We start from the raw sequence: 263 nt of genomic DNA on the forward strand, positions 1-263 counted from the left end.
GGTAATAATAATAATGAATCTCTAAAATAGATTTTATATTTATCAGAAAAATCTAATCTAAGATCAATATATCGTCCATCTCTTAAAACAGGTCTAACTTTATCACTTAGATCTGACAAAACTGTTAACAAAAATACAGCATCAAAGCCAGAGAAGTTATGTATATAAATTTTGTGATTATGATATTTTCTTTTCATTAAATAAAGTATAGAAGTTCTTAACATTTCCTTTTCATTAGAATAATCACTTAAGTAAAAAGATTC

Annotated in this window: 1 protein-coding gene; it reads right to left on the minus strand. The window is 23.6% G+C overall.

From position 1 onward, the window contains the following. The coding region (locus tag RYX56_RS23185) for a DNA polymerase (protein WP_317124234.1) at nucleotides 1–263 on the minus strand (263 nt) is incomplete at both ends.

It is taken from the genome of Alkalihalophilus lindianensis, from assembly GCF_032843265.1.
Taxonomy (GTDB): Bacteria; Bacillota; Bacilli; order Bacillales; family Bacillaceae_D; genus Alkalihalophilus; species Alkalihalophilus lindianensis.